Raw genomic sequence first — 22150 nt, 5'->3', positions numbered from 1 at the left:
TCACGTTGTTTGGTGCAGTATAATATTGCAAAATATTATACTTTTATATCATGATGCCGGGGTCAAAAGGTTGTACATTACGAAGCAGGAGGTGCCCATTGAAAATACGGATAAACGAAGTGCCGGAACAGGAGGATGTGGAAGTTATCATCAACTGTAAGAAAGTGGATGAAGAAATTATGAGGATCATTACAATGCTGCGCGTATACGACAAGAAGCTGACGGGCATAAAGGGTGATCAGACCTACCTGCTGGATGCTGCTAAAATCTTCTATATTGATACTGTGGATAAAAAGACCTTTTTATACACAGAAAATGAAGTGTATGAGACACCCTTAAGATTGTATGAGCTGGAAGAGCAGCTCGATACCGCGGGGTTCTTTCGTGCAGGCAAGTCTGTCTTAATTAACTTCAATGAAATAAAAGCACTTAAGTCAGATTTCAATGGGAGGATACTGGTGACGATGAATAATGGGGAGAAACTTATGGTATCCAGACAGTATGCGGTAACGATAAAGGAAAAGCTGGATATTGTCTAAAGAGTGCGAAAGAATAACGGGGATATAGGAAGGAGCATGTGAAATGGAAAGGAAAGATAATATTATGAATCGGTCTGGTTTTATCGCACAGACATTTATTATATTTGGCATAACGATATTAGTGATTATGGGAATTGCCCTGACGATAGGGGAGGAAGATATGAGGTTTTCCACATTATTTAGGCTGGGGAATCAAGGAATTGCTTTTCGTACTTTATCGGAGCTTCTATTATCCTCTGTCTGTATTTCTGCCATCGAGAGAATCTTTTACAAGGAAAAATATTTCGGCAGTTTATCCTACTTGATGCGTACCATTCTTATGTTGCTTTGTGTGACGGCATTGATGATAGTGTTCATTTTATATTTCGGATGGTTTCCGGCATATTCGTGGCAGGGGTGGTTGGGCTTCTTCCTATCCTTTAGCATTTGCTTCGGAGCTAGTACCGCAGTTATGGTAATAAAAACAAAGTGGGAAAGTAAAATATATGAGCAACGGTTGGAGGAATATAAGAAGCGGCAAAAAAGTGAGATATCGGGAAAGAAGAGATGAAATAATATGAAAGTGATAAAACTTGAAAATATTGATAAGTGCTTTGGTGAAAAGAAGGTTTTAATTTCTGTTAATTTAGATGTAGAGAAGCAGGAGATATTTGGCCTGCTGGGACCTTCGGGGGCGGGGAAGACGACCCTCATTAAGATACTGACCGGGCAGCTTCCGGCGTCTGCGGGAAAAGCGTATGTGTTCGGGGAGAACAGTGAAAGGTTAAAGGAGAACAGCTACAGAGAAATAGGGATGGTAATGGACAACAGCGGCATTTATGAACGATTAAGCTGCTATGATAATTTGAAGTTATTTTCTTCTATTTATAAAATAGATAAGAGAAGGATAAAAGAAGTTCTTACGGCGGTTGGGTTAGGCGGTGAGAAGAAGACATCAGCGGGCAAGCTGTCGAAGGGGATGCGTCAAAGGCTGATATTGGCCAGATCCATCCTGCATAGGCCGAAGCTTTTATTCCTGGACGAACCTACGAGCGGCCTTGATCCTGCGACGACTAAGACAATTCATGAACTTTTATTCCGATTGAGGGAAGAGGGAACGACTATCTTTTTAACGACTCATAATATGGAAGAAGCGGCGAAGATGTGTGATAACATTGCCCTTTTACATGAGGGAAATATTATAGAATACGGGGAACCGGAAGAATTGTGCAGGAGATATAATTCGGAGAACCAGATCAGGATATTTATGAAAAATAATCAGATGATAAATATAATAAACAGCCCTGAAAGTGCAGGAAAAATAGAGCAGATGTTTCGTCAGGGTGATATAGTCTCGATCCATTCCTCTGAACCGGATCTGGAACAAGTATTTCTCAGGTTAACAGGAAGGGGGCTGGAGGAATGAATATTCGTATATCACATATAGGGGCAGTTTTCTCAAAGCAATGTAAGGATATTTTGAAAAATACACAAGTGTTAGTGCTCTTCTTCGTGTATCCCTTGGTAGCACTTGTTCTGACAACATCTGTGGGACAGCAGCTGGGAGAGACTGATTTCTTTATATCGATTTTCGCAACTATGCATGCAGTATTTACACCGGTAGTAGTAACGGCTTCCATAATATCAGAGGAAAAAGAAAAGAATACGCTTCGGGTATTGATAATGTCAGGAATACGCCCTGTGGAATATCTGGCGAGTATCGGTGGCTTCGTATTCTTCTGCACTATGCTCACGGGAAGCAGCTACCTTACAATGGGCAATTATAATGTGAAGACCGGGGCAGAGTTTATGCTATGCATGAGTATCGGCTGTATATGCTCCATAGTGTTAGGCCTTGCTATCGGAGGATTTGCTAAGAATTCAATGAGCGCCAATGCAATTGCAGTTCCTATCAGTATGGTAATTTCTTTCCTCCCAATGATTGCTTATTTTAACGAGAAGATAGGAAAGGTTTCGAAATACATTTATGGGCAGCAAATAGGGAATTTTATACAGAATTCCTCCAGTTATCACCTGACTTGGGAAACGGTGCTGGTAGTTTCGCTAAACTTTCTTCTTTTCTTAATTACATTCATTATTGTTTTCCGATATAATCGTATGGAAGATTAATAAAAGTTCTCCGGTTCTTATAGGGCCGGAGGATTTTTTTCTATAGGAAAATAAAAAGAGAAAAATAATTTTAGAAAGTGTAACAAATCAGACAGATTATTTGTCTATTATAATAAAGAATGATAAAGTAATAATTAGTAAAAAGAGATAGAACGGCTTTCGTCGATGAAATAGAAAAAAACTTTTAAGTTAAAGAAGGTGATAGAATTTGCTCATAGAAGATGTGGGGGCCTTATACAAAAATTATTATAAGGATTTATACAGATATATTTATTTTATGACTTTTAATAATCATGATACGGAAGATATACTGCAGAACGTATTTATAAAAGTAATGAGGGGAAAAGATTGCTTTCGGGGAGATAGCCACATTAAAACATGGATATTTTCTATCGCTCATAACGAATGTATTAATTATTTAAATAGGAAGAGGAAGATAATACATATTGAGAATTTAGATGTTTCTATCATATGTGCAAATAATAATATAGAAGAGAAAATATTAAATAGAGAAGCTGTAGACATTGTAATGGGCTTTATACAATCATGTGAGGAGCCTGTAAGAAGTTTGTTAATATTACGTTTGATAGAAGAAAAGTCATTTATGGAAATAGGGAATATTATCAACAGATCCGATACGTGGTGCCGTGTTACATTCTTCAGGACGAAGAAGAACTTAATAAGTGTATTGGATGAATATGGAGGGGAGAAAACGAAATGAAGAAGGAAGATATGGAATGTGCTATTGTCGAAGAGCTGATGCCAATATATGTAGATAACTTAACGGAAGAGCCGGTCAGTGGATTTATAGAGCATCATTTGGAGCAGTGTGAAAATTGCAATGATATTTATCAGAAAATGAAATCGGATATTCATATCAGCTCATTAAAGGAAGCGCCGGAACATAACAAAGATATTCTTAAGTATGTCAATTCTATAAAAGTTTGGTATTTGTTATGTCCATTATTTGCACTTCTTCTTTATAGGCTGGAGTTATCGTCTGTTTTGAAATTATATGAAGGCATTCTTTTATTATTCAGCGTAACGTGTATTCTCTCAGAAATTTACCATAAAGGATCTTGGTGGGATCAGGAATGCATAGGTTTACAGGAGGAAGCGAGAGAAGATGCTAAAAGTAAAAGAGGAATATTTTACATCAGACCTTTTCTATGGATGATACCTTCTATATTAGTTCTTTTGGTATTGGAATGGGATCAGATCATATTTTCAGTCGGTGACTTTTTACAAGGAATGATATAATGTTATTGCATAATGGAAGATGCCGCCTGCTCTTATTGGAATGGAGAAATGGAGATAAGGGAATATAAAAAATAGTTGACAAATGGCATGCATGTGTTAATATAGTTGCAAATGAATTGCAATTGCTATTCGTTTGCAACTATATTTTCATCGATATTGTAAGAGAGGCAGGGTTATTTTCATGTTAGATATCATTATGGACACTCTGATAGATTCTATAAAATTATTCCCGTTCTTATTTTTGACCTATTTGGCTATGGAGTATATGGAGCATAAGATGGGGGAAAAGACAAAGGTAGCAATAGAACGGTCGGGATACTTTGGGCCCGTTCCGGGAGGTATCCTGGGAGCATTTCCCCAATGCGGCTTCTCGGCAGCAGCCTCTAATCTGTATGCCGGAAGAATTATTACACTCGGTACGCTCATTGCTATCTTTTTATCTACCTCCGATGAGATGCTCCCTATCCTTATCTCGGAGCAAGTTCACATTTCCGTCATTTTGAAGCTAGTGGGAATGAAGATAGTGATAGGTATTATAGTCGGCTTCCTGATTGATTTGTTTGCCAGGAAGAAAAGGGTGCACGCCCATAAGGAAGAAGACGGCCATATGGACATCGGTCATATTTGTGAGAATGAGAATTGTCACTGTGAAGAAGGCATTTTAAAATCAGCGCTGCGCCATAGCCTTAATATCTTTTTCTTTATACTCGTTATTTCTTTTGTATTGAATATGGTGATACATTTCGTAGGTGAGGATTTCCTTTCCCAACTAATTCTCAATAAACCGGTTTTGGGACAGATGATAGCCGGCTTGGTAGGCTTAATACCTAACTGTGCATCCTCTATCGTTATTACGCAGCTTTACTTGAAAGGAATGATGGGGCTCGGTTCTATGATGGCAGGATTGCTGGCAGGAACAGGAGTGGGACTTCTGGTTTTGTTCCGGGTCAATGACAACCTGAAAGAAAACTTAAAGATCACGGCATTGCTTTACGGAATCGGTGTACTGTCAGGCATAATAATTGACCTTTTAGGTATTTGATACGTCAGCAGAAAGGAGGCGGATAGAAAAGATGAAAGAACATGGAGAACCGGTATTTCCCTGTGAGATTAAGAAGACGAAACAGCGGGAAGAAATTTTTAAGATTTTATCGGAGGAGACAATGCCTATCAGTGCAGTGGATATCTATCACCGCCTAATGCAGACGAATGAAAAGGCAAACTATGCGATATCGACGGTATATCGGGCATTGGGAGCCTTTGAAGAAAAGGGCTATGTGACGAAGTCAACGCTAATAACCGGTGATATGGCATATTACGAGTGGAACTATGGGGCACATAGGCATTATGCAATATGTTTGCAATGCCATAAGCTGATACCGCTTAAACAGTGCCCTTTCGAACATGCGAAGATAGAGACAGGAAGCGATAACTTCACGATTACCGGTCATAAGTTGGAATTGTATGGATATTGCAAAGAATGTAAATAAGGTTGAAAGAAAAATGTTTTCAGCCATTCGAGGCACAAGTGGTGAGCATACCTGTGCGAGTTATATAAATAGAAATGAGGATATATAATGATATGCATTATATATCCTCATTTTTATTTACATGGTAGCTCCCGCCACGATTCTTTTTGGAAAGGTAAAGACCTTCATCTGCATTACGATATAGATGCTTGAAGCTGCAATCGATGTCATTAATAAAAGAAATACCGATAGAACAACTCAGAATCAGTTTGTCCCCATACTTGGAAGAGAGAGAAGAGAAGCCATTAATAATGCTTTGTGCCTTATGAGTTATTATACTTTCTTCTGATAATTCCGGTTCAAAGACTGCGAATTCATCTCCTCCCAGACGGCTGATGTAAGCATTGGTGTTGAAGATCTGAGATAGTAGATTTGCAAAGTCTTTAATAACGGTATCTCCTTTCACATGACCGTAAGTATCGTTAATTTGCTTGAAGTTATCGATATCTATCATATAAAAGATTCCAACAGGGTTGGATTTGATACATTTTGTAATGTGTTGTTCAAAAGCATTGCGATTGAGAAGCCCTGTCATAGAATCCTGCTCCACCTTTTGCTTGAGCATGTCAATCATAAAATTGGCTTTTTCAGAAAGGGTTTTTGGATAATGTTCATTACTGCCTTGTTCCGCATATGGTACGGAATGATGGATATGAAGAATCTTATAGCCCTTATCGTTTACTTCATAAATAATACTAATACGGGTGTCCATTTCTATAAGAATTTCTTTTTGGCTGTTTTCTTCTTCTTTCACCCACAGGCACCCATAAACGAGATAAATATATTCGGAAAGTTGCCGGCACTCATACCATTCACTTAAGATATCGAAAGAGATAGCGGTATCATAATTTTTCCAAACTTCCTCAAAGGCAGTGCGGGAAGTGAAGATCTGATGTTTCCCCGTACCAATAAATATTAAGTTATCATCTGAATATTGATTCATGCTTTCATTACCCCTCGCCGGATGTAAAAAGTAATTTTCACATAGTTTGCGAGTAATTTCACATAGTGTATAATTCATTGGTTAATTCCCCTAATTCTTAGAAGCTTTTCTTTGGTAAAATCAATATTTATGAATTAAATACTATTCTACTCCAATAATACCGTTTTTTCAACTAAAAGTTCACAAATTGTAAATAAAGTTTTACCAAAACGGAATTAATAAAAGATACACTATACGTGAAAGAGGGGGTGCTAGTGATTAAATTTGGGGTGAGGCTACGACAGCTAAGAAAAGAAAAAAATATGACGCAGAAAATGCTAGCGGAAAGGCTGGGATTGGCGACCAGCGCAATATGTTCATATGAAGCTGGAACAAGATATCCTTCGTACGAAGTGCTGATAAAAATAGCCGGCATTTTTAAAGTTAGCACTGATTATCTTCTCGGAATACAAAAGGGGAGATACTTGGATGTGACGGAGCTTTCTGAACATGATATAGAAATATTAGTCATGCTGACAGAGTCACTCCGAAAAAAAGGGAAATAGGGATGAAAGGGACTTTCTGTTATAGAGAGTCCTTTTTCATGTAATTAGGAAAGGTTCTGCAATCGTAGTATTGTTTAAATATACGAAAATATGTGAATACTTATTACGCATGCTATAGATTAATGGTAGGTAGGGAAAGGGCGTAAAGATGGATTCAATATGGACGATGACAGCAGATATTCCGAAGAGGGAAGCGCTGAAAGAGGATATGACAGTCGATGTGGCAGTGATTGGTGGAGGAATAGCAGGTCTGCTCATTGCCTTTTATCTGAAGAATAAAGGAGTACAGTCTGTAGTATTGGAAGCGGCAAGAATAGGGAGCGGGCAAACGAAAAATACAACTGCCAAAATCACCTTACAGCATGGGCTGGTTTATCATAGACTGATAGAGGAAATCGGAGAGGAGAACGCGAAGCTATATGCTCAGGCGAACCGTCAGGCTATTGCGGAATATCGCAGCCTGGTGGAAGAGAATAGAATAGAATGTGAGTTCAGGGAATGCCAGTCTTATCTTTACTCTCTGGAAGACACAGATTTGTTACAGAAAGAAGAGGAGGCAGCAAAACGCCTTGGGATATGTGCGGAGTTAACGACGAAAGCGGAACTTCCTTTTGAGGTGATAAAGGCGCTTAAGTTTTATGATCAGGCGGTATTTCATCCTCTTTTATTCCTGGGAAGAATAGCAGAAGATCTTACAATATATGAAGATACCAAAGTACTTACGGTGGAAAAGGAAGAAGAGGAAAATAGAATTATTACCAATAAAGGTATTATCCGGGCAAAAAAAGTAGTATTTGCAAGTCATTACCCTTTTATTAATGTGCCCGGTTATTATTTTCTGAGGATGCATCAAGAGCGCAGCTATGTGGTGGTACTGAAGAATACAAAACAGATGGATCACATTTATTATGGGATCGATAAGGAAGGGCTTTCGTTTCGAAAGAGCGGTGATTATCTATTGTTAGGCGGAGGGGGCCATAGAACAGGGGAGAATACAGGAGGTGGAAGCTATCAGAAGCTATCTCTGGCGGCGGAGAAATGGTTTCCGGAATCCAGGGAAGTCACGCGTTTCTCGGCACAAGATTGTATGCCTATCGATGGTATTCCTTATATTGGACAATTCGCATCTACAGCGGAAAATTGGTTTGTTGCTACCGGATTCCAGAAATGGGGAATGACGAGTGCGATGGTATCGGCTATGATGATCAGTGACCTTATCGTAAAAGGGCAGAGCCCATATGAAGAGGTATTTGGACCGCAAAGATTCCGATTGCAGGCCTCCGCAGTCAATTTGGCAGAAGAAGGCATTCAGTCCGCCAAGGGGTTAAGCAAAGGGATATTTTCGACAACACCGAAATGTACCCATATGGGATGTGCCCTGGAATGGAATCCGGACGAAATGAGCTGGGATTGTCCGTGTCACGGTTCCCGCTTTGCTTTTGACGGTAAGATTATCGATAATCCGGCGCAGGAGGATTTGAAGAATGAATAACTTTCGTGGCTCTCATCGTAGGAGCGCTTATTTCGAGGGCTGGTATATGAAGCATCAGAAAGAGGATATTTCCATTGCTTTTATCCCGGCATTCCATGTAAGCAATCGTGGAGAACGGGCGGCATCCATACAGGTGGTAACAAAGGAAGGAACCTGGAATTTCCCATTTAAGGGAAAAGAATTCTACGCCGCAAAACGACATTTTTATGTTAAAATAGGTAGTAATATATTCTCTGATAAGGGTATTAGGGTGGCGTTGAAGAATGAAGCGGTAGAGATAACGGGAGTCTTACGGTATCAGCCTTTTACCGAATTATATTCGGATATTATGGGGCCTTTCCGTTTTCTGCCCTTTATGCAGTGCAGCCATGGGATCTTGAGTATGATTCATGGCATTAGCGGGATGCTCACTATAAATGGCAAAGTGTATGACTTTTCAGGTGGGACAGGGTATATAGAAAAGGATTTCGGCAGCTCTTTTCCCAGAGATTATACATGGACGCAATGCGGCGATTGGACAGGAAAGAAGGATTCTTCCCTTGTAGCCTGTGCCGCCCACATTCCTTTTGGTCTCTTCTCCTTTGCAGGTTGTATCTGTGCTATTTGGTATGGAGGAATAGAATACCGCCTTGCGACTTATCTGGGGGCACGAATTATAAAGAATACAGAAAATGAGCTAATCATTAAGCAGGGAAGATATCGCCTGGAAGTATATAGAAGCCTGTTAGATAGAGAGAAGAAGAAACCCGGAACTTCCTATATAGAGGGACTTCTGTTATACGCACCGGAATACGGCAGTATGAGCAGAAGGATTAAGGAAACGATTACCTGTACAGTTCGATATCGATTTATGGATTCAGGGAAGATTATATTTGATTTTGTCAGCCATAGGGCGAGCTATGAATACGTTAGTTAAAAGGCTATAGAAAGGTATGATTATTAATATGTTTAAGATACAAATGAAGGATTTCGATTTGGAGAAGATAAGCAAATCGGGACAATGTTTTCGAATGAATAAGGCGGTGGGCGAAGATAATAGATACACACTGATTGCCTATGGCAATTATCTGGAGATAGAACATACGGAAGATAGTATTTTTTTCTCTTGTACACAGGAGGAGTGGGATGAATTGTGGGTAAACTACTTCGATTGTGGAAGAGATTATGAGAAAATATGTGAAACTGTGGATAAAGAGGATAAATATATGAAGCGGGCGGTGGAATATGGAAGCGGTATCCGTATTTTGCGGCAAGAGATTTTCGAAATAATTATCAGCTTCATTATATCACAGCAAAATAATATTCCCCGCATTAAGAAGTGTGTAGAGTCTCTCTGCGAAAGCTTCGGAGAAGAGAGATATAACTTCCGCGGAGAAAGGTATTACGCATTTCCGACGGCAAAGAGGCTTGCGGGGGTGACCCTTGAAGAATTACAAAACTGCAATCTCGGCTATAGGAGCCGTTACATATTAAAAACTGCAAGAATGATCGTTGAGAATGAGGTGAATCTTGCCGGACTTATGGATATGAGTTATGAAGAGGCTAAGGTTGAATTAATGAAGCTGTCGGGGGTTGGTGTCAAGGTAGCGGAATGCATCTGTTTATTTGGATTATACCATGTAGAAGCATTTCCTATCGATACGCATATTCAGGCGGTGCTTTCGGAGAATTATCCGGAAGGCTTTCCTTTTGACCGATATGAAGGTTATGCAGGAATTTTACAGCAATATGCATTTTATTATGATATTTACGGAAAAGTGTGATAAAATTTGGTTAATTATAATTTTAATGTTTAAAATTGGAAATGAACTTGAGGAAAGGTATGGAATTTTATGGATAAGGAACTAAAGCTTGCAGTACTTATAGATGCGGATAATATTTCGGATAAATATGTGAAGATTATTCTGGATGAAACAGCGAAAAATGGGGTGGCAACTTATAAGCGTATTTATGGGGATTGGACGAATACGAGGCTCGTATCGTGGAAGAATGTCCTGCTGGACAATTCGATTTCGCCGATTCAGCAATATAGCTATACTACGGGGAAGAATGCAACTGATTCAGCGATGATTATCGATGCGATGGACATTTTATATTCCGGTACGGTAGGGGGATTTTGCATCGTTTCTTCGGACAGCGACTTCACCAGACTTGCGATGCGTCTGCGTGAATCAGGGATGTATGTAGTAGGTATGGGAGAAAGCAAGACTCCGAAGCCTTTTATCTCCGCATGTAATCAATTTAAGTATCTCGATATTCTGCTTTCTAAAGAACAGGAAGAGGAACATGTTTCTAAGAAAGAAGAAAATATCGTTATTAAGGCAGCGTCGAGAACGGTACGCCTGAAGAAGGCGGGGAAGGGAAATGAGGCGAAGAAAGACAGGGAAGAGCTGAGACCGCAGACCGATTTAGCCATGGTGAAAAAGGCAATCATTTCTTTGGTGGAAGAAGGTTCTGACGATGATGAGTGGATTCACTCTTCTGAACTTCGTAATCAGCTCGGTAAGCGCTTCCCTGACTTCGATGTGCGCAACTTCGGACATTCCAAATTCAGCTCCTTTGTTAATTCGCTGAATATTCTGGACTGTGAACAGGAGAAGAATATCGTCCGGTTCCGAATGAAAAAGTAACCGTAATCTATTTCTTTCTTATAACGGGTATCCAGACTTCATACTTGGTATTTTCCGGGTCGGGGGAGAGATAGACCTCTATATCCGGCGCATTACCATATTCATATCCCGAAGAAGGAAGCCATTCCGTAACAATTCTCTTTTCTAATTCTTGAATGGACAAGGACTGTCCCTCTCCGTTAAAGATGGCCCATGTTGCGGCAGGCACCGTATATTCCTCGAAGCCTTCCGGTGCAGACAGGGTGCTGGCAACCGCGATATAATATCTCCATTGCATGAGATCGTTGCAAGCGCTGACTCCTAATATACCCATAGGCTGCGAATTCATAAGGGAAGCGAGTCTGGGTATTGTACCGTTTACCGTTGCTTTCTGCCACATTTGCGGAACCACTGCGAAGTTCTCTTCAATATCTTGATGGAGCACCTCCGATATACCTATAATTTTAAATGCATCTTTCTTTTCAATTCTGTAATTCATTTCAGTCTCTCCTTTAATCGTTATTTTGAAGCTGATGGGAGGATAGGCTTTTAAACTGATACCTTCTTTTTTGGCCTGAGAAGGAGCGATGCCGTGAAGATTTTGAAATGCACGGTTAAATGCGGTAGGCGAATCATAGCCGTATTTCAGGGCAATATCGATAATCTTCTTTTCACTATCCTGCAAATCTGCTGCGGCTAATGACATCCGTCTTCTGCGGATATATTCAGAAAGAGGTACTCCGGCCATATAGGAGAACATTCTCTGAAAATGATAGGTGGAGCAGCAGGCTATCCTTGCAAGCTCATCATAATCGATATCGGTTGTTAAATGTTCTTCTATATAATTTATAGCGCTGTTCAGTCGTTCTATCCATTCCATCTTTTTGCTCTCCATATTTTTAGTTTATCTTATCTCTATTATAGAATCCTCTCTTTTCATGCACCAAAATGAGAGTTAAAATAAACTTATCAGGAATCAAAAGTACTGTAAAGTGAAAAGGTAAAGATTAATGCAGATAAATAGGTTATTTGAGATTAAGAATAAAAAAAGTACCGACCCCATGACTCAATGTCACAAAACCAGTACCTAAAGTGCGTCGCCAGGGGCTCGAACCCTGGACACCCTGATTAAGAGTCAGGTGCTCTACCAACTGAGCTAGCAACGCAAAGTAAAAATATTATTTATGTCACGTTTACAACGCAAGTGTTATTATAGTATAATGTCTTTTAGTTTGCAAGCATTTTTTTGAAAAATTTTTGATAATATAAAAAATGCTTAAAAATGTAAAAAAGGTTGGGAAATAAAGGCAGGAAAACGTAAATGATATTTGAAAGTCACGCGCATTATGATGATGATGCGTTTAACGAGGATCGCGGCGAGCTTCTTAGTAGTTTGCAGGAAAAGGGAATAGAATATGTAATAAATATAGGAGCCAGCATTGCAACCACTAAGAACACTATTACCTTGACGGAGAAGTATCCGTTTATTTATGGGGCGGTAGGAGTTCATCCTTCCGATACAGAAGAGCTGGACGAGGAAAAATTCACCTGGATGAAGGAGCAATGCAGCCTACCTAAAATAGTTGCCGTAGGGGAAATAGGGTTGGATTACTATTGGGATGAGCCGGACAGAAAGATACAGAAAAAGTGGTTTACCAGGCAGCTTCAAATGGCAAGAGAGGTGAAGCTGCCGGTGGTAATTCATTCCAGAGATGCTGCGAAAGATACCGTGGATATGATGAGAGCGGAGCGGGCGGAGGAAATAGGCGGAGTAGTTCATTGCTATTCTTATACGAAGGAAACAGCGAGAGAATTTCTTACTATGGACTTTTCTTTTGGAATAGGCGGTGTTATCACCTTCAATAATGCGAAGAAATTAAAAGAAGCGGTGGAATATATTCCGATTGAAAAGATACTTCTTGAGACGGACAGTCCTTATCTGGCCCCCATGCCCTATCGGGGGAAAAGAAACAGTTCTCTGAATCTTCCGCTTATCGCCGCACAGATTGCAGAGATTAAAGGAATGTCGCAGGAAGAAGTGGTGGCAATTACAACGGAGAATGCAAAGAGACTGTTTTGCATATAAAAGCAGATGAAAACATATTAATGATGACGGAGAATGAAAATGGCTACTCTAGGAACCCCCAGCAATACAATAGAAGTTCTGAAAAAATATAATTTTAACTTTCAGAAAAAATTCGGACAGAATTTCTTAATTGATACTCATATATTAGAGAAGATTATTGCATCTTCCGGTATTACAAAAGAAGACTGCGTATTGGAAATCGGTCCCGGAATCGGAACGATGACGCAGTATTTGGCGGAGAATGCGAGGCAGGTAATAGCGGTAGAAATCGATAAAGCGCTGATTCCCATTCTTGAGGATACCTTATCCCCTTATGAGAATGTAACAGTAATCAATAAGGATATCCTAAAGGTGGATATTAACCATATTGTAGAAGAGAAAAATGAGAATAAACCGATAAAGGTAGTAGCCAATCTTCCCTATTATATTACGACACCCATTATTATGGGATTGTTTGAAAGCGGTGTACCGCTTGAAAGCATTACGATTATGGTGCAGAAGGAAGTGGCGGACCGCATGCAGGTCGGCCCGGGAACGAAGGATTATGGCGCCCTGTCTTTGGCGGTGCAGTATTATGCGAAGCCGGAGGTTATGATTCAAGTACCTCCTACATGTTTCATGCCAAAGCCCAATGTAGGAAGTACAGTTATCAAGCTGACGAGATATGAGAATCCTCCGGTGGAAGCTAATGATGTAAAACATATGTTTTCGTTAATACGGGCTTCCTTTAATCAGAGGCGTAAGACATTGGTGAATGGTCTTACGAATGCCCAAGAAGTAAAAGCACAGAAGGAAGATATCATCAAGGCTTTAGGAGCGATGGAACTGCCTCTAACCATTCGCGGAGAAGCTCTTACTTTGGAACAATTCGCCCGGCTGAGTAATCTGTTATTATCACCTGAGAATACTTAAATAATTCCTGATATTTTTTTGACATTGATTATGTCCTATGGTAAACTTAGAAAGTGAAAATAGGGGTATTATGCAGTATTTTGACAAGACTGCCTTTGGCAGGAATTGTCTATGACAGTGGAAAAATCAAAAATTTATGAGGTGAGTACCTTGGATAAGTACGAATATAAAGTCCGGTCAGAGGAAATAAAGGCGCTGATTGCAGAAGGGGAGTTCGTAGAAGCGGTAACAATTGCGGATACAATTGATTGGCGTAGAGTGAGAAGTGTTATGATGCTCTGCACCATCAGCGACTTATATAAGATCAATCGCAGATTTCAGGAAAGCAAAGATATTTTATTAATGGCATACGAGCGCCATCCGGGCGGTCGTCTTATTGTTTATTCTCTATGTGAACTATCGATAAAAATGGGGGAATTTGTACAGGCTATTGAATATTACAAGGAATTTGTACAGATTGCGCCTAAGGATACGGGAAGATATATTTTGCAATACAAACTCTACGAGGCGCAGGACGTGAGTTTGGAGGAGCGGATTGCCGTACTCGAGGAGTTCAAGAAGCGGGATTATCGGGAAAAGTGGGCGTATGAGCTCGCTTATCTGTATCATCGCGTAGGCCTTGAGACGAAATGTGTGGAAGAATGTGACGAGATGGTCCTCTGGTTCGGAGAGGGACGTTACATTATAAAGGCATTAGAATTAAAACAGCTTCACCAGCCGTTGACTCCGGACCAGCAGGATCGGTATCTTTTGCTTAAAAGAGAAAAAGAAATGGTGGATGCCGGAGTAGAACCCGAACAACAGCAGGAAGAATTGTCCGGGCAGCAGGAAGGCAACGCTAAAGTTACAAGTTTTTCAGAATATACCATGCCGCAGGAACAGGAAGAAGAATTCCGCGTAAAGACAGTGGATGTAGGTCAATATAATACGATAAACCTCCAGAAAGAACTGGCGGAAAGCATGAAAGAGCTTCTGGGCGAAGATGTACAGGATAATAACATGCAAGAGCCCGTGGAAACTATTTCTGATATTCAGGGAATACAAGAAGTGCCGAATGAGCCATTTGCGGCAGGTGCTCCTAATATCCAAGAGGAACGGGAAGTACCGAGTCAGCCAGTACCGGATATTCAGAATATACATAATATACCGGAAGTATTGCCGCAAATAACTCCGTCTTCATCGGCGCAGCCGGATATCGTTCAACTTGGATCCGGGGAAGCGCAGTCAGCAGTGGAAGAGGTATTTTTTGAGGATAACAAAGAGGCGGATGTTCCTTCAGGGGATACGAAGGAGATTCATCCGGGAAGAAGGATTATCTACCCGACCGTAGCACCAACTCCTCATGTTACGGGATATACGGCACCTAAAGCACCCATTCCGGCTCCGGTATCCGTTACGCCTCCGCCGGTGAGTGCAATAACGATGCCTTCCCAGCGCCTTCGGTCCGCAGAAGCGAAGCCGTCAGGATTCGAACAGATGCTTTCACAGGAATACGATGGTCAGATTAGCCTGGCAGTATCGGAGGAGAGCCAGATTGAGAAGCAGATCACCGGACAGATGAATATTACCGATGTTATGGCCGAGTGGGAGCGCATGAAGAGGGAGAATCAGGAAAAGCGCAGCGAGGAAGTGCGCAAGCGTGTACAGCAGCATACCGGGAATATGTTCTCCGAGTTCGATGAGGCTACGAAGAAAGGTTTATTGGAACAATTAGAAAAAGCAGTTGTGGAAGCTATTTTGAAGGAAGGCGGCCAGAGAGTCGTAAGCCCTGAAGCGTTCGCAGCTTCACATATATCGAATGTGGCAGCATCTATGCAGCCAACTATGCAGCAGCCGGAGATACCGACAGTAACATCGGCGCCATCGACTCAGCAGCCTATTACTGAAGTGCCTATACAGGAAGAGGCGCAGCCGGCCGTTATGGAAGCGGAATTGCCCTCTGTTGGGTTACCTGTAGCGGAGGCAGTACAGCCTGTAGAAGTTCCTGAGGAATTACCGATGGAATTTATGGAAGAAGTACCGGCAGCTAAGGATGGGGAAGCGGTAGATGCAGTAATAGACTTAGAGACGGTATTGTCGGAGGTTACAGCACCTTCGGCAGAAAAGCTGGTGGATATGGTAGAGGATGCCAACAGACTTCGTCCTATGTCTGAAGAAGAGAAAGAGTTATTCGGAAGATTTACATATAATAGGAAGTCAAAAGAGCAGATTATTCATGCGGTCGATACTATGAGCATGGATCCTTTTACAGATAACGTCATTGTTACAGGAGAAGAAGGCACGGGAACTCTGGAACTTGCCAAGTCGCTTGTTCGTATCATGCAGATGTCAGATAGCAACTTTTCCGGTAAGGTAGCTAAGATTTCAGGGGCTACCTTAAGAAAGAAAAATGTAAAAGACACGTTATCTCATTTAAAAGATGGTGCTCTTATTATTGAGCGTGCAACAGAAATGTCGAGCAGTACGGCAACGGACTTAAAGGAAGTCTTATCTCAGGAAAGTAGCGGCCTTCTCATAATCATGGAGGGCAGGAAAGATGAAATGAACATTTTCCTGAAAAAGAATCACATATTATTAGAGTGCTTCAATGCAAGAGTGGATATCGAAGCGCTTAACGACCATGCGCTTGTTGAATATGCGAAGCAATATGCGCAAGAACTTGAGTATTCTATCGATGAGTTGGGAATTCTCGCTCTGCATACAAGAATTGCGGATATGCAGACGAGCGATCATGAAGTGACCATTGCTGAGGTGAAGGAGCTGGTAGATGATGCCATTTACTTTGCGGACAAGAAGAATCTGGGACATTTATGCGATATTTTAATGGGCAAACGATATGATGAAGAGGATATGATTATTCTTAGGGAAAAAGATTTCATGCACTATTAAATGAAAGGATATGTTGTCTATGGCAGCGGTAAAAAAGAAGTTACAAGTAATAGAAGAGGAAGTCTTTATTTCTGAAGCGGATCAATATCTTTTCGCGGAAGGAACGCACTACGATATTTACAAGAAGCTAGGCGCACATCCTTCGGTGGAAGATGGGGAAAAAGGAATGTTTTTCGGAGTATGGGCTCCCAATGCGCAGAGTGTACATGTCATAGGATCCTTTAATGATTGGAATGAAGAAGAACATGAGATGAAAAGGCTGGGGCCCGGCGGCATTCATGCATTGTTCATTCCGGGCGTGGAAGTCAATGAATTATATAAGTTTTTAATTAGGACACCGGATGGAAGAAAGCTTTATAAAGCGGACCCCTTTGCCAATTATGCAGAGTTTCGACCGGGGAATGCGTCTAAAACAACAGATTTATCAGGATTCCAGTGGACAGACGATAGCTGGATGAAAGCAAGAAAGGATAAGGATTATAATAAGGAGCCCCTTGCGATTTACGAGTGCCATATCGGTTCATGGATGAAGCATCAAAATACCCCGGATGGGTTTTATAATTATAGAGAATTTGCGGATAGAATTGTTGAATACTTAAAAGAAATGAAGTACACCCATGTGGAGCTTATGGGTATTGCGGAATATCCTTATGATGGATCCTGGGGATATCAGGTGACGGGTTATTATGCTCCTACTTCTCGTTATGGAGAGCCTAAGGACTTTATGTATTTAATGAATAAGCTGCATGAGCACGAGATTGGTGTAATTTTAGATTGGGTACCGGCACATTTTGCAACGGATGAGCACGGTTTGGCAGAGTTTGATGGACAATGTATCTTCGAACACCCCGATAAGCGTCTGGGAGAGCATCCTGACTGGGGAACGAAAATCTTCAATTACGGTAAGACAGAAGTGAAGAATTTTCTTATTGCAAATGCGTTATTCTGGTTGAAAGAATTCCATGTGGATGGTATTCGTGTGGATGCAGTAGCGTCCATGTTATATCTGGATTATGGGAAGGAAGCAGGGCAATGGGTTGCCAATAAATACGGCGGAAACAAGAATCTGGAAGCTATCGAATTCTTTAAACATATGAATTCCGTAATACTCGGTACTTACCCCGGATTTCTTACGATCGCTGAGGAATCTACAGCATGGCCTATGGTAACCGGCAAGGTAGAAGAGGATGGACTTGGTTTTAGTTTCAAATGGAATATGGGATGGATGCATGATTTCTGTGAATATATGAAGTTGGATCCGCTTTTTCGTAAGAACAACCATTATGCTATGACTTTTGCGATGAGTTATAATGAATCTGAGAATTATATTTTACCCCTTTCTCACGATGAGGTAGTACATTTGAAATGCTCCATGGTAAATAAGATGCCCGGATATTCTTCGGATAAATATGCGAACCTGCGAGTGGGATATGCCTATATGTTCGGTCATTCCGGAAAAAAGCTTCTTTTTATGGGACAGGATTTTGCTCAGGAAAGAGAGTGGAGTGAGGAAAGAGAGCTGGATTGGCATCTGCTTAAAGAACCTAATAATAAGGGAATGCACGAATATGTGAAGAAGCTGTTAAAGCTATATAATAAGTATCCGTGCCTATATGAAATCGATAATTCCTGGGCAGGCTTCGAATGGCTGAATGCGGATGATGCGGAAAGAAGTACGTATAGCTTCGTCAGAAGAGCAGAAAATGGTAAGAATAACCTGTTATTTGTACTAAATATGACACCGGTAATGCGCGAAGACTATAAGGTCGGTGTGCCGGAAAAGAAAAAATATAAACTTGTGTTGAATAGCGATGAAGTAATATTCGGAGGAAGCGGCAGTGAGATTCCGGAAGAACTGACAGCTATCAAGGAAAAGGTCAATTACAAAGATTTTAGCATTACCTTCGATTTACCTGCGTATGGGGTAGCGGTATTTGTGTTCTAAGAGGTAATATCTTTATGGTTTATGGAACGAAAGGTTAAGAAAATAGAAGTTTATGCCGAAATAAAGGATGAATGTAAGCAGAAGATACATTCATCCTTTTTTATACCTTTACTCTACATACAGGATGGAATATAGATATGAATATTAATTTTGATAATAATGGGATTAAGACCCATTCCAATGTAGACAGGGTAACAACTTCAAATAGCGGCTCCCGCGTGGAAGAGACAGGAAACAAGGGAGTATTTGCATTAGACATTTCTGGCACAGTTATGGATAACACTGCTTATGATGGTCAGGGAAAGACCGCAGAAGACGTTATGCAGGAAGCGGGGCAAATTGACGTTGCCACGCAGAAAAACTATATGGCCGTAATGTCTAATACTATGTCCGGGGAAGATTTCGCCAGACTGCAGGAAGAAGGCTATCATCCGGGGAATACGGAGATAGAGACGGTTGTTACGATTGTTGATGAAATAAAAGCAGCTCTTGCTAAGGGTGGTAAGCATATTGCCGGATATACGGATGATTTGGATGTGGAGACTCTTACTCGCATTACAGGAAGTGCGGCATTTGCTAATGAGCTGGTGAAACAATTCGGAGAATATGACATACCCATCACAAAAGAAAATGTGGAGGATGTGCTAAAAGCTTGTAAGAGAGCAATTCAAATAGACGATTTGAATGATGGTGTTAAGAAGTATATGGTCCGTAACCATATGGAGACTACCGTCGATAACTTGTATAAAGCACAGTATAGTACCGCAGCAGATGCGGGAAAACAAGGCAAGGGTTATTATCAAGACGCCGCCGGTTATTATGCGAAGAAGGCAGATACTTATGACTGGCAGCAACTTGCACCTCAGATAGAGAAGGTCATTGAGAATGCAGGTCTGGAAGTATCAGAGGAGACATTCGCCGATGCGAAATGGCTGATAGAAAAGGGTGTCCCTTTGACGGAAGAATCCTTACAGACATTCCATGGGTTGAACGACTTGGAGCTCCCTCGTACGTTAGAGGATGCATTAAAAGCAGCGGCAGCGGCAATTGCTAATGGTAGAGGGGCAGGTTGTGCGAACTTGGCGGATGGCAGAACCGATATGGAAAAGACCATCGGCTATATAGAAGATGTGGCTTCGATTAGTGAAGAGGCAGTAGACCTGACGGTTCAGGAAGGTAAGATATTAAATATCCGCAATCTCAAAGCAGCACAGCTTCAGATTGATGCAGGTATTTTGGATTTGGATAAAGATAAGTCAGAGGCGGTACAAGTCAATCTTTCAGGAAGAAGACAGCTGGAAGAGGTGCGTCTGCAGATGACGGTACAGGCGAATCTATACTTAATACGCAGAGGATTCGCTATCGATACAGCAGAACTTACACAATTAGTAGATGCGCTGAAGTCATCGGAACAGCATAGACAGGAAGTTTTATTCGGGGGAAACAGCACGGGAGAAATATCTGAACGTGCGAAAGTATATGAAGACACTTTGGCAAAGGTGCGGGAGATTCCGCATATGCCAGCAGCGTTGGCAGGAAGGATCACTCATCTTATTCGGATAGATGGTACGGATAGTATTAATCTGGAAAGAGTGCATGCAGAAGGAAACATACTAAGAAGCAGTTACGAAAAGGCAGGGGAAAGCTATGAAACACTTATGACTGCTCCCCGTTCGGATATGGGAGATTCTATACAGAAAGCATTCCGCAATGTGGATGATATTTTGCGCAGTATGAATCTGGATGTCTCCGATGAGAACAGACGGGCAGTTCGTATTCTCGGTTATAATCAGATGGAAATTTCCGAGGAGAATATAGTAGCAGTAAAAGAGAACGATCTTACGATAAAGCGCGCAGTAGAAAAGATGACACCCGGATCGGTATTGGAGATGATTCGTGATGGGAAGAATCCGCTTATTATGAGCATAGAGGAGTTGGAGAATTACTTCTCCGGCAAGGAGCAGGAACCGGAAAAGAGCATAGAAAAATATAGTGAATTCCTCTATAAGTTAGAAAAATCGAATGCCATTACAGCACAAGAGAAAGAGGCCTATATTGGTATCTACCGTTTATTTCGTCAATTGGATAAGACAGATGGGGCGGCCATAGGAACACTGATTCATCAAGGCATGGAGCCAACGGTAGGAAATCTTCTATCCGCCATGAGGAGTAATAAGAAGCATGGAATGGATAGGAGAGTGGATGATTTCTTCGGAGGGGTATCTTCTGTATCGAAGAATAAAAGTATCTCGGAGCAAATTGACAGTTATTATCGTAAACTTTCGGCCGATATCTTCGATCATTTAGAAAGCGGGAAGTTATCACCGGAAATGATATCCGGGGATATGAACCTGGAGAAGATAGCATCGATGCTTCGGGAACAAGCAGAGGACTTAGCATTTGCCAAGGAGTATCAAAGAGAGCAAATCGGCACAATGCGAGAAGCGATGAGGGCAGAAGATGCCGTGGTAAAGGCGCTTTTGGAGTTCGATCAGCCGGTTACCGCCAACAATCTGTTGGCATCCGGGCTTTTAATGAAGGAACGCGGCAAGTTGGCAGGCAGGATGAGAGAGCTTGCAGAGGGAAGTCAGGAAGAGGAGAACTTGGAAGAAGCTATTCACAATCTGCATGAGAACATGACAGATGAAGCTTCGGCAGGTAAAGCTTACCACAAGCTGGGAGAAGTATTTAACGATATTTTAGAAGAAGTTTCCCATGGCCGGGATGCGGCAGAAGTAATGAACATAAATTCAGTAGATATAAGGGAAATAAGCAATATGTATAAGCAAGTATCCCTTGTGCGCAATCTGGCAAAGGAAGAGAACTATGAAGTGCCTGTAAATATTGATGGGGAAATAACTTCCATTAATTTAAGAATAATCCATGATGCGGATGCCGGTGGAAGTGTGACGGCTACTATGCAGACAGAAACGTATGGAAAGGCAGCAGCCAGATTCCATATTACGAGGCAGCCGGAAGAAATGGAAGGCTTGGTGGGTTATCAAATGTCCGGATACGTAATATGCGACCATAGGGAAGGCCTTCAAGTGCTCAGTCAATCTAGGAAGCAGTTTGAGGAAGCATTAGGGCAATCCGGAATTAGCATAAGCAGCTTAAATTATATCTATCATCAGGAAATAGATTTGACGGAAGCCGTTCGGGCAGAGGAATGGAAGAGAGAAAAGGGTATCTCGGAAGAAAATAATAAGGGACAAGAAGTGCCCACGAAGAAGTTATACGATACGGCTAAGATATTTATCGGCTATATACAGAAAGGTGAAGGGTTCTAATT

Annotated in this window: 20 protein-coding genes and 1 tRNA gene; 18 read left to right on the top strand and 3 right to left on the bottom strand. The window is 41.2% G+C overall.

All coding sequences use genetic code 11. The annotated features are described in order from the left end of the window. The first annotated feature begins 98 nt into the window (after window positions 1–98). The 8 genes from RBB56_RS09020 to RBB56_RS08985 all read left to right on the top strand — a co-directional run bounded on the left by RBB56_RS09020 (window position 99) and on the right by RBB56_RS08985 (window position 5398). Window positions 99–539: a LytTR family DNA-binding domain-containing protein gene (locus tag RBB56_RS09020; RefSeq protein ID WP_306722033.1), complete on the top strand. Its 441-nt coding sequence runs from the start codon at window positions 99–101 to the stop codon at window positions 537–539. 43 nt (window positions 540–582) lie between these two features. Further along, window positions 583–1089: a hypothetical protein gene (locus RBB56_RS09015; RefSeq protein WP_306722032.1), complete on the top strand. Its 507-nt coding sequence runs from the start codon at window positions 583–585 to the stop codon at window positions 1087–1089. 6 nt (window positions 1090–1095) lie between these two features. Further along, complete coding sequence (locus tag RBB56_RS09010) at window positions 1096–1944, top strand: ABC transporter ATP-binding protein (protein ID WP_306722031.1); 849 nt, start codon at window positions 1096–1098, stop codon at window positions 1942–1944. After that, complete coding sequence (locus RBB56_RS09005; protein ID WP_306722030.1) at window positions 1941–2648, top strand: ABC transporter permease; 708 nt, start codon at window positions 1941–1943, stop codon at window positions 2646–2648. The genes RBB56_RS09010 and RBB56_RS09005 overlap by 4 nt, the downstream gene beginning before the upstream one ends. Before the next feature lie 208 nt (window positions 2649–2856). Then, the gene (locus tag RBB56_RS09000) at window positions 2857–3369 is read left to right on the top strand and encodes an RNA polymerase sigma factor (RefSeq protein ID WP_306722029.1); all 513 of its coding nucleotides are present in this window, start codon (window positions 2857–2859) and stop codon (window positions 3367–3369) included. Continuing rightward, the gene (locus tag RBB56_RS08995) at window positions 3366–3908 is read left to right on the top strand and encodes a zf-HC2 domain-containing protein (RefSeq protein WP_306722028.1); all 543 of its coding nucleotides are present in this window, start codon (window positions 3366–3368) and stop codon (window positions 3906–3908) included. The genes RBB56_RS09000 and RBB56_RS08995 overlap by 4 nt, the downstream gene beginning before the upstream one ends. A 181-nt stretch (window positions 3909–4089) precedes the next feature. Further along, entirely contained in the window at window positions 4090–4950 is an 861-nt protein-coding gene (locus RBB56_RS08990) for a putative manganese transporter (protein WP_306722027.1), read from the top strand. A gap of 31 nt (window positions 4951–4981) precedes the next feature. Further along, complete coding sequence (locus RBB56_RS08985; protein WP_306722026.1) at window positions 4982–5398, top strand: Fur family transcriptional regulator; 417 nt, start codon at window positions 4982–4984, stop codon at window positions 5396–5398. Window positions 5399–5495: 97 nt separating this feature from the next. Here RBB56_RS08985 and RBB56_RS08980 read toward each other — a convergent pair whose 3' ends face one another. Beyond that, window positions 5496–6458, bottom strand: a complete 963-nt coding sequence (locus RBB56_RS08980) for a diguanylate cyclase domain-containing protein (protein WP_306722025.1) — start codon at window positions 6456–6458, stop codon at window positions 5496–5498. Window positions 6459–6634: 176 nt separating this feature from the next. On the opposite strand from RBB56_RS08980, the gene RBB56_RS08975 reads away from it, so the two are divergent. From RBB56_RS08975 to RBB56_RS08955, 5 genes are all read left to right on the top strand, one after another. After that, a complete protein-coding gene (locus tag RBB56_RS08975; protein ID WP_306722024.1) occupies window positions 6635–6925 on the top strand; it encodes a helix-turn-helix domain-containing protein in 291 nt (96 codons plus the stop codon). 148 nt (window positions 6926–7073) lie between these two features. Continuing rightward, window positions 7074–8417 (top strand): FAD-dependent oxidoreductase, encoded by a 1344-nt coding sequence (locus tag RBB56_RS08970; RefSeq protein ID WP_306722023.1) that lies wholly within the window; start codon window positions 7074–7076, stop codon window positions 8415–8417. Further along, window positions 8410–9333 carry a tocopherol cyclase family protein gene (locus RBB56_RS08965; RefSeq protein WP_306722022.1) on the top strand — a complete coding sequence of 308 codons (924 nt, stop codon included), beginning with the start codon at window positions 8410–8412 and terminating at the stop codon, window positions 9331–9333. The genes RBB56_RS08970 and RBB56_RS08965 overlap by 8 nt, the downstream gene beginning before the upstream one ends. A gap of 16 nt (window positions 9334–9349) precedes the next feature. After that, window positions 9350–10180, top strand: coding sequence for a DNA-3-methyladenine glycosylase family protein (locus RBB56_RS08960; RefSeq protein ID WP_306722021.1), 831 nt, complete (start codon window positions 9350–9352; stop codon window positions 10178–10180). Between the two features lie 69 nt (window positions 10181–10249). Beyond that, complete coding sequence (locus tag RBB56_RS08955; protein WP_306722020.1) at window positions 10250–11047, top strand: NYN domain-containing protein; 798 nt, start codon at window positions 10250–10252, stop codon at window positions 11045–11047. A 7-nt stretch (window positions 11048–11054) separates the two neighbouring features. On the opposite strand, the gene RBB56_RS08950 is transcribed toward RBB56_RS08955, so the two are convergent. After that, a complete protein-coding gene (locus RBB56_RS08950) occupies window positions 11055–11906 on the bottom strand; it encodes an AraC family transcriptional regulator (protein WP_306722118.1) in 852 nt (283 codons plus the stop codon). A gap of 213 nt (window positions 11907–12119) precedes the next feature. Next, a tRNA-Lys gene (locus RBB56_RS08945) sits at window positions 12120–12192 on the bottom strand. Between the two features lie 155 nt (window positions 12193–12347). Here RBB56_RS08945 and RBB56_RS08940 point away from each other — a divergent pair. The 5 genes from RBB56_RS08940 (at window position 12348) to RBB56_RS08920 (ending at window position 22148) form a co-directional block, all read left to right on the top strand. Beyond that, complete coding sequence (locus RBB56_RS08940) at window positions 12348–13112, top strand: TatD family hydrolase (protein ID WP_306722019.1); 765 nt, start codon at window positions 12348–12350, stop codon at window positions 13110–13112. A gap of 39 nt (window positions 13113–13151) precedes the next feature. Continuing rightward, the gene (gene rsmA, locus RBB56_RS08935) at window positions 13152–14024 is read left to right on the top strand and encodes a 16S rRNA (adenine(1518)-N(6)/adenine(1519)-N(6))-dimethyltransferase RsmA (RefSeq protein ID WP_306722018.1); all 873 of its coding nucleotides are present in this window, start codon (window positions 13152–13154) and stop codon (window positions 14022–14024) included. Window positions 14025–14135: 111 nt separating this feature from the next. After that, window positions 14136–16913, top strand: a complete 2778-nt coding sequence (locus RBB56_RS08930; protein ID WP_306722017.1) for a hypothetical protein — start codon at window positions 14136–14138, stop codon at window positions 16911–16913. Between the two features lie 19 nt (window positions 16914–16932). Continuing rightward, window positions 16933–18858 (top strand): 1,4-alpha-glucan branching protein GlgB, encoded by a 1926-nt coding sequence (gene glgB / locus RBB56_RS08925; protein ID WP_306722016.1) that lies wholly within the window; start codon window positions 16933–16935, stop codon window positions 18856–18858. Window positions 18859–18995: 137 nt separating this feature from the next. Then, window positions 18996–22148, top strand: coding sequence for a DUF6240 domain-containing protein (locus RBB56_RS08920; protein ID WP_306722015.1), 3153 nt, complete (start codon window positions 18996–18998; stop codon window positions 22146–22148). Window positions 22149–22150: the final 2 nt, after the last annotated feature.

This window comes from Kineothrix sp. MB12-C1, from assembly GCF_030863805.1.
Lineage (GTDB): Bacteria > Bacillota > Clostridia > Lachnospirales > Lachnospiraceae > Kineothrix.
This window is presented reverse-complemented; position numbering and strand designations above follow the sequence as displayed.